9 protein-coding genes are annotated in these 8,126 nt (G+C 76.0%); 8 read left to right on the top strand and 1 reads right to left on the bottom strand.

Annotated features, from left to right (window positions below; all coding sequences use genetic code 11):
• The first annotated feature begins 1 nt into the window (after window position 1).
• The 7 genes from ACPYOM_RS09190 (at window position 2) to ACPYOM_RS09220 (ending at window position 6,606) form a co-directional block, all read left to right on the top strand.
• The gene (locus tag ACPYOM_RS09190; RefSeq protein WP_481345713.1) at window positions 2-1,426 is read left to right on the top strand and encodes an O-antigen ligase family protein; all 1,425 of its coding nucleotides are present in this window, start codon (window positions 2-4) and stop codon (window positions 1,424-1,426) included.
• Window positions 1,423-2,595, top strand: coding sequence for a glycosyltransferase family 4 protein (locus ACPYOM_RS09195; protein ID WP_481345714.1), 1,173 nt, complete (start codon window positions 1,423-1,425; stop codon window positions 2,593-2,595). Before ACPYOM_RS09190 ends, ACPYOM_RS09195 begins: the two co-directional genes overlap by 4 nt.
• The gene (locus ACPYOM_RS09200) at window positions 2,592-3,611 is read left to right on the top strand and encodes a glycosyltransferase family 4 protein (protein ID WP_481345715.1); all 1,020 of its coding nucleotides are present in this window, start codon (window positions 2,592-2,594) and stop codon (window positions 3,609-3,611) included. The genes ACPYOM_RS09195 and ACPYOM_RS09200 overlap by 4 nt, the downstream gene beginning before the upstream one ends.
• A gap of 1 nt (window position 3,612) precedes the next feature.
• Entirely contained in the window at window positions 3,613-4,809 is a 1,197-nt protein-coding gene (locus ACPYOM_RS09205) for a glycosyltransferase (RefSeq protein ID WP_481345716.1), read from the top strand.
• Window positions 4,806-5,564: a hypothetical protein gene (locus ACPYOM_RS09210; RefSeq protein ID WP_481345717.1), complete on the top strand. Its 759-nt coding sequence runs from the start codon at window positions 4,806-4,808 to the stop codon at window positions 5,562-5,564. Before ACPYOM_RS09205 ends, ACPYOM_RS09210 begins: the two co-directional genes overlap by 4 nt.
• Window positions 5,561-5,869, top strand: coding sequence for a hypothetical protein (locus ACPYOM_RS09215; protein ID WP_481345718.1), 309 nt, complete (start codon window positions 5,561-5,563; stop codon window positions 5,867-5,869). Before ACPYOM_RS09210 ends, ACPYOM_RS09215 begins: the two co-directional genes overlap by 4 nt.
• Before the next feature lie 119 nt (window positions 5,870-5,988).
• Entirely contained in the window at window positions 5,989-6,606 is a 618-nt protein-coding gene (locus tag ACPYOM_RS09220) for a hypothetical protein (protein ID WP_481340993.1), read from the top strand.
• A 90-nt stretch (window positions 6,607-6,696) separates the two neighbouring features.
• Here the strand turns inward: ACPYOM_RS09220 and ACPYOM_RS09225 are convergent, their stop codons facing one another.
• Window positions 6,697-7,725 (bottom strand): MauE/DoxX family redox-associated membrane protein, encoded by a 1,029-nt coding sequence (locus ACPYOM_RS09225; RefSeq protein ID WP_481345719.1) that lies wholly within the window; start codon window positions 7,723-7,725, stop codon window positions 6,697-6,699.
• Between the two features lie 178 nt (window positions 7,726-7,903).
• Between ACPYOM_RS09225 and ACPYOM_RS09230 the strand changes: the two genes are divergently transcribed.
• On the top strand, window positions 7,904-8,126 hold a 223-nt coding region (locus tag ACPYOM_RS09230; protein WP_481345720.1), incomplete at its 3' end, for an endonuclease/exonuclease/phosphatase family protein.

Consider the following 8,126-nt stretch of genomic DNA (forward strand, 5'->3'; position numbering starts at 1 on the left):
GATGTCGCAGGTGGGCGGCGCCGTCGCCGGACGCGGGCACGCCCGGCACGCCGGTCAGGCCTGGGAGCGGTGGCGGGCGCGGGTGCGCACCGCCGCGCTCGTCGTGCTCGCCGCCGCGTTGCTGCTCGTCGTCGGGCGGTTCGCCGCCACGACGCCGGAGGCCGCGGTCGTCATCGGCGTGGCCGTCCTCGCAGCCGGCGTCACGGCGGTCCAGCCCGGGCTGATCCCGCTCGCCGTCCTGCCCGTGCTCTTCGCGGTGCTCCGCGTCGGCAGCCAGGGCGTCGACCTGTCGCTGTCGGACTTCGCCCTCGCCGGCGCGAGCCTGCCGGCCCTCCTGCTGGCCCGCCGCCCCTTCGCACCGGGCCTGCGCGCCGTGCTCTGGGCCTCGGCCGCCTACCAGTTCGCGACCCTCGTCACCGTCGTCGACAACCCGTACTCGGCCAACGCCGTCGAGTGGGCGCACGCCTGGATGACGGTCTCCGGCAGCGTCCTCGTCGGCTGGGCGGTCGGGGCCAACGGGCACGCGCGCACCGGCCTGCGCCTCGTCATCGGGACCGTCGCGCTGCTCGCCCTGGTCACCGTCGTCGAGGGGGGCCTGCAGGTGCTCCGGGGCGACCTCTCGCCGGTCTACATCACCATCCCCTACCCGATGCACAAGAACTTCGTGGGCACCGTCTGCTCGTTCGGCGCCACCATCCTCTACGCCCGTCCCGCGTGGGCCGGCATCGGGCGCCGGCTCGGGTGGCTGCTGCTCGCCGTCATGGTCGCGGCGATGTTCCTGACCCAGTCGCGCCAGGCGCTCATCGGCTTCGTCGCGGCCGTCTTCGTCCTCGTGCTGCGCGGCCGGTCCGAACGCCGCCGCAGCAAGCTCGTCCTCCTGCTCCTCGCGCCGGCGGTCCTCTTCGTCACCAACCTCGTGCAGGACCAGCTCAGCTCGGGCAACCAGTTCAACTCGGTCTTCCAGCGGCTCACGTGGTTCCAGGACAGCCTGGACGTCTGGGGCACCGACCCGTGGTTCGGCGTCGGCCTGCGCTGGTGGTACACCGACCGGTTCGCCGTCTCGTTCCAGCCGCCCAACGCCGAGATCGAGGTGCTCACCTCCGCCGGGGTCGTCGGGCTGGTCCTGTTCCTCGTCCTGCTCGCCGTCGCGCTCCGCGTCGCGTGGAGGCTGGACCCCCGCTACGGCTCCGTCGCCCTCGCGGTCCTCGTCAACCGGTTCAGCCAGGCCCAGTTCGACCTGTTCTGGTCGGCGGTGCAGGCGTCGGTGCCGTTCGTCGTGCTCGGCATCGGCATCGGCGCGCAGTGGTACGCCGAGGCCCGCCGTGCCGCACGGGCTGCCACGCCGGCCGCCGGCTCGACGGCGGCACAGGACGTCGGACGCCGCGTCACGGGGGTGGCGTGGGCGCCACGCGTGGGTGCCCCGTGACCGCCGTCGTCCAGATCACCCCGGAGATCGCACCGGGGACCGGCGTCGGTGCCGTCGCCCACCACCTCGAGCAGGAGTGGCGGCGCGCCGGGGTCGACGTGCGGCGGTTCACCCTCGCCGAGTGCGGCGGCGGGTGGCTGCCCCGTCCCGGGGGCGGCCTCCGCGGACGCCTCGCCCTGCTGGCCCGGGTGCTGTGGTTCTCCACCGTCGGCACCGCCCGGGCCCGGCGGTACCTGCGCGCCCACCCCGACCTGCTGTCGGTGTGCCACAACGACGCCCTCGCCGGTGACGTCTACGTCAACCACGGCATCGTCCAGGTGGCGATGGCCGCGCGGGGCCACGGCCGACTGCGACTGCTGCGCAACCCGGTCCACCTGTTCACGACGGTCCGCGACCGCTACCGGTACACCCGATCCCGCGCGCACCGGGTCGTCGTCAACCTCGTCACCGCCGAGGAGCGGCTGCTCCGCGACACCTACCCCCGGCTGCGTCCGCCGACGGTCGTCATCGGCAACGGCGTCGACGTCGACCGTTTCCGCCCGCCGACGCCGACCGAGCGCTCGGCCCCGCGGGAGGCCCTCGGCCTCGGGCCGGCGGACCGCGTCGTCCTCTTCATCGGCAACGAGTTCGGCCGCAAGGGGCTGCCCGCGCTGACGGAGGCGCTCGCCGCCACCAGCCCCCGGACCCACCTCGTCGTCGTCGGCGGGACGCCCGACCTCGTCGCCGCGGCCCGCGAGCAGGCCCGACGCGTCGGGGTCGACGGCCGCGTCCACCTCGTCGGCCCGCACCCCGACCCGCGCCCGTGGCTGCACGCGGCCGACGTGCTGGCCAGCCCGAGCGCCTACGAGTCCTACGGGCTCGTCGTCCTCGAGGCCCTCGCGTGCGGCGTGCCCGTCGTCGCCACCCCGACCGGCTGCGTCCCCGACCTCGTCGTCGAGGGCGTCAACGGCGCCGTCGTCGACGCGGCCCCCGGTCGCCTGCCCACGGCCCTGGCCGCCGCGGTCGAGCGCGTCCTCGCCCTCGACACCGAGGCCGTCCGGGGCGCCGCTCGCGCCACCGCCGAGGAACACTCGTGGGAGCTCGTCGCGCGCCGATACCTCGACCTGCTGACCTCCCTCGACCCGCGTCCGACGGTCGCCGGCTCCGTCGCGCCCGGAGGTGGGGCATGAGGGTGCTGCACGTCGTCCGCTCGGACGCCTTCGCCGGGGTCGAGAGCCACGTCGCCCGGCTCGCGCGGGCCCAGGCCGACCGCGGCGACGAGGTGCTCGTCGTCGGCGGGGACCCGGCCCGCACCGTGGCCGCGGCCGGTCCGCACGTGCGCCACGAGCCGGCCCGCACGGTCGCCGACGTCGCCCGGCGGACGCGGCTGGCCGCCCGGGGTGCCGACGTCGTCCACGCCCACATGACCGCCGCCGAGGTCGCGGCCGCGGGGGCCCTCGCGGGCCGTCCGGTGCCGCTCGTCGCCACGCAGCACTTCGCCCGGCCGCCGGGCAGCAACCCCCTCTCGGCGCTCGCCGCCGGCCTCGCCGCCCGCCGGGTCTGCGCCCGGGTCGCCATCAGCGAGCACGTGGCTCGCAGCATCGGTCGCCCGAGCCGCGTCATCCACCCCGGCGTCGACGTGGTGGAGGTCTCGCCGACCGCCGCCGAGCGCGAACCGGTCGTCCTGGTGGCCCAGCGTTTCGAGCACGAGAAGGAGACCGGCCTCGCGGTCCGGGCCTTCGCGGCATCCGGCCTCGCCGCGCGCGGGTGGCGGCTGCACCTCGCCGGGGACGGCGCCGAGCGGGCGGCGCTCGCGGCGCTCGTCGACCGTCTCGGCCTCGGTGCCGCGACGACCTTCCTCGGCCACCGCGCCGACGTCGGCCGGCTCATGCTGCGGGCCTCGGTGCTGCTCGCCCCCTGCCGGGTCGAGGGTCTGGGACTCACCGTCCTCGAGGCGATGGCCGCCGCTCTGCCGGTCGTCGCCGTCGCCGGTGGTGGCCACCTCGAGACGTCCGGCTCGGTCGTGGGCGCCGCGCTGCACCCACCCGGTGACGCCGACACCGCCGCCGCCCTCCTGCGCGGCCTCGCCGAGGACCCCGACGGCCGCGACCGCTACGGAGCCGCCCTCCAGGAGGCGCAGCGCTCCCGGTTCACGCCGCAACGCCAGGCCGAGCTCACGGACCGGCTCTACGAGGAGGTGCGCTGACATGGACCTCGTCGTCGCCTCCCTCGAGGCCTGGGACGCGGTGTGGCGTCGCAACCAGCACCTCGTCGCCGGGCTGCTGCGCGCCGACCCGGGTCTGCGGGTCCTGTTCGTCGAGCCGGCCACCGACCCGTTGCACGCCGCGCTCGGCGCCGCCCGGCCGCGCCGGGGCCGGGGGCTGCGGCGCGGTCCGCGGCTGCCCGGCGTCGGTCCCGACGCGCTGTGGCTGTTCGAGCCGACGAAGTGGCTGCCGCGACGGCTGGACGCCGGCGTCGACGACCGCTGGGCGCGCCAGGTCATCCGGGCCTCGCGCACCCTCGGCATGACGGCGCCGAACCTCTGGGTCAACGACCCGACCGGTGCGCTCCTCGTCGCCGCGACGCACTGGCCCGCCCTCTACGACGTCACCGACGACTGGACCCTCGCCGACCGCCCCGCGGCCCAGCTGGACCGGGTGCGCGCGCAGGAGCACGTGCTGCTCGAGCGCTGCGCCGAGGTCGTCGTGTGCTCCCCGGAGCTCGCCGCGAGCAAGGGCGCGGACCGCGCGGTGACGCTCGTGCCCAACGGCGTCGACACCGCCGCGTACCGCGCGAGTCACGAGCGACCGGGCGACCTGCCTCCCGCCCGCGTCGCCCTCTACGCGGGCACGCTGCACGCCGACCGTCTCGACGTCGACCTCTGCATCGACCTCTGCACCGCCCTCGAGGGGCTGGCCGGAGGGCCGGGCCGGCTCGCGCTCGTCGGGCCGGACGCGCTGGAGCACCGCGACACCGAGCGGCTGCGCGTCGCCGGGGCCATCGTCCTCGGGGCACGCCCCAGCGCCGACGTGCCCGCCTACCTCCAGCACGCCGACGTGCTCGTCGTGCCGCACGTGGTGACGCCGTTCACCGACAGCCTCGACCCCATCAAGCTCTACGAGTACGCGGCCGCCGGGCGCCCCGTCGTCTCGACGCCGGTGGCCGGGTTCCGCGACAGCGAGGACCCTCTCGTGCGCTCCGCCGACGGCGCGGCCTTCATCCTCGCCGTCGCCGAGGTCCTCGCCGGCAGCGGCGAGCTCGCCGCGGTCCCGGACTCCGGCGGGCCGTCGCGGGCGGCGTCCACCGACTCCCCGGAACGGGACGAGATCGTCGCGAGGCTCGACTGGAGCGACCGCGTGGAGCGGATGCGGCTGGTCCTCGCCCGGCTCGGTGGTGCGTCGTGAACGCCGACTCGTTCGTCGTCCGCGCCCTCGGCCGGCGGGTCGCGGTGACCCTCGACCCGGCGCTGGCCGACGCCGCCCGCCGCGTCTGGCACCTGTGCCTCGACGACACCGACGGACCGCACGACGCCGACGTCGACCACCCCGCGCCGGCCTCCACGGCCGACGCCGTCGCCTCCTCGCTGCAGGACCTCACCCAGCGCGTCACCCGGGCCGCCATCGGCGCAGCCGCGGGCCGGTCGCTGATGTTCCACGCCGGCGCGCTGTGCGACCCGCTCACCGGGGCCGCGCTCGTGTACGTCGCTCCGGGCGGCACCGGCAAGACCACGGCCACCCGCACGCTCGGCCCCGGCCGCGGCTACATCACCGACGAGACCGTCGCGGTGCGACCGGACCTGACCATCGAGCCCTACTCGAAGCCACTGTCCGTCCGGCGCTCGGCGAGCTCGGCGCTCAAGGACGAGCGGGCCCCCGGCGACCTCGGCCTGGTCCCACCGGCCGTGACGCCCTGGCTCGCCGGGATCGTCGCGTTGCGCCGCGACCGACCCGCGGGCGCCGGCATCGAGGTCGAGGACGTGCCTCTCCTCGACGCGCTCGTGACCCTGGCGCCCGAGACGTCGTCGCTGGCGCGCCTCGGCCGGCCCCTTCGCCGGCTCGCCGACGCCGTCGAGGCCGCCGGTGGGCTGCGTGTCGTGCGCTACGCCGAGGCGTGCGACCTCGAACCCGTCGTCGCCGAGGTGCTGGGGAGGACGCGATGATCGGTCCGGGCAGCGGGCTGCGATCCGACGCAGCGGTCGGCGTCGGACCAATCGTCGACCTCCTGTCGACCGAGGAGGGCACCGTCGTCCTCGTCGGCGGCGACACCGGTCACCACGTCGTGCGGGTCTCCGAGCTCGGTCGCGTCGTCCTCGAGCTGCTCGCCGCCGGCCCCCTGACCGTGCGCGACGTCGCCGCACACCTCGTCGACCTGTTCGGCGCCCCGTCCGGCCAGGACCCGGTGGAGGCCACCCGACAGGCCCTCGACGACATGTCCGGAAGTGGCCTGGTTCGTCCCGAAACGTGAATCGGACCCGGGCGCCGCCGTGCCCCACTTCTGTCCGAAACCGCAGGTCAGCGACCGTTTTGTCGCTAGAGTCGAGCCGTTCTCCGGGGGGAAGACACATCGAGTGGGGGGAAATCCGCATGTCCGAGAAACTGGGCGTCGACACGACGTCACCGAGCCGGCGCACGGTCGTCAAGGGGGCCGCCTGGGCGGTGCCCGCGATCGCCGTCGCATCGGCTGCTCCGACCGTGGCAGCGTCCGAGGGGCCGCTGTCGTTCACGGGCGGGGCCTGCAAGCTGCCCGGCAACGCCAACGACATCTTCAAGGGCTACGTCTTCGAGCTGCTGGCGCGCAACCTGCCGGGGCCGAACCCGAGCACCGGCGTCACCGTCGTCACCGACGTGCGCATCAACGGCGTGCCGGTCACCGGTTACCAGGTCTACGTCGCCGCCGGCACGTCGTGCACGTGCGGCACGTGCGCGCCGCCCGGCTCCACGGTCTGCAACACGTTCTGCACGCCCGACGGCACGAGCCAGCGGATCTTCGTGTACACGAACAGCCAGGCCAGCAGCAAGAACACGTCGTTCAGCCTGCAGTACCAGCGGTACGAGTGCAGCACCTGCGCCGCGATCGACCCGGCGCCCGTCCTCATCTCCAGCGGCACGCTGTCGACGCCGCCGGCGACCACGGGTGGCGGCTCGTGCAGCATCCAGGGTGCCGTTCCGGTGCCTGCGGGGCTCGACGCCAGCTGCGCCTGACGGAGAGGGCGGCGGCTCCGCCGACCCGCCCACACGGAGGGGTCCGACCCGCTGGGGTCGGGCCCCTCCGTCTCGTCGTACCGGTCGGCGTCAGACGCCCGCCGGCCCGGCCGGGACGCTCACGTCGGTGGCCGCCGCGAGCTCGGCCCGGACGTCCTCGACGAAGGTCGGCACGGCGTCGCTGCCCGTGACCGGGCCACCGGCCAGGAGGCCGTCGGCGCCGAGGAGCACCGCCGTCGGAGTCGCGTGGAACCCGAGACTGACCGACACCCGGTTCGCGGGGTCGTGCACCGTCATCGGCTCGGCCGTGCTCGTCAGCGGCGAGTCGCCCGGGGCGGACACGAGGACGAGCCGGACCTCGACCGGGGCCAGCTGCTCGCGCCACCGCGGCGCGGCCTCGATGACGGGACCGCAGCTGCCGCAGACCTGCGAGACGAACAGGAGCAGCTGGGGCCGTGCGGCGCTGAGGGCCCGCAGGTCGGTCTCGGTGCCGTCGGCGAGCACGACCGTCACGGCGGGCGTCGGCGTGCGGACGTACTCGTCGAGGTCCTCGCGGTCCTCACCGCCACCGGTCCGATGCGCGGGCCCGGCCTCGCCGGTCCCGGAGCCGCCGCCGACGAGCCACGAGGTGACCCCGGCCGCGGCGGCCGCGAGCAGCCACCACCAGGGCGCCGTGCCGTCGGCGACCCCGCCGACGACCGAGGCCCCGCGCGCGGCGAGCGCGAGCGAGACGACGGCCAGGACGAGCAGCCACGCGTTGCGCGCGACCGTTCGGGGGGTGATGCGCCCGGGGGAGAGCTCCCCGAAGCACGCGCAGTCGACGGGCACGTCGAACCCGAGCGCCCGCACGACGAGCAGGAGGTAGGCCGCGAAGAGCAGGACGGCCGCGAACGCCGCGGCCACGCCCCACCCGCCGCCCCCGCAGACGAGCAGGCCGGCGAGCGCGAGCTCGGCCCACGGAAGGCCCTCGACGACGACCCGGTGTGCGAGGGGTGCGGGCACCCTCAGGTCGCGGAAGGCCCCGGCCGACCGACCGGGGCTGCGCAGCTTGCCGACCGCGCTGACGACGAGGACGAGGGCGAGAGCGACGGGCGCGACGGCAAGGGCATCGGTCGGCACGACGCGAGTGTAGGCAGCGACGCGACCGCGCCGGACCCGTTCCCGCACATCCGCGCCGGCGCGGCCCGCGCGGGCGGGGCCCGTGCCGTCGGGGGCCCGCGCCGGCGGGGCCGGTGCCGTCGGTCCGCGTCGTGGCCCGCCTCGGCCGGTGTCGGCCGGTTCCGGCACAATCGGGGCCATGCGCGTCGTCACCGCCAACGTCAACGGCATTCGCGCGGCGGTGAGGCGCGGCGCCGTGCCCTGGCTCCTCGCCGCCGACCCCGACGTCGTGTGCCTCCAGGAGGTGCGCGCGAGTGATGCCGACCTCGCCAAGGTCCTCGCCGAGCTGGGCTGGGCGCACTGGTCGGTCGCGCACACCGAGGGGGCGGCCAAGGGCCGGGCCGGCGTCGCGGTCCTGACGC

This window comes from Monashia sp. HAY1-2A (assembly GCF_056755315.1).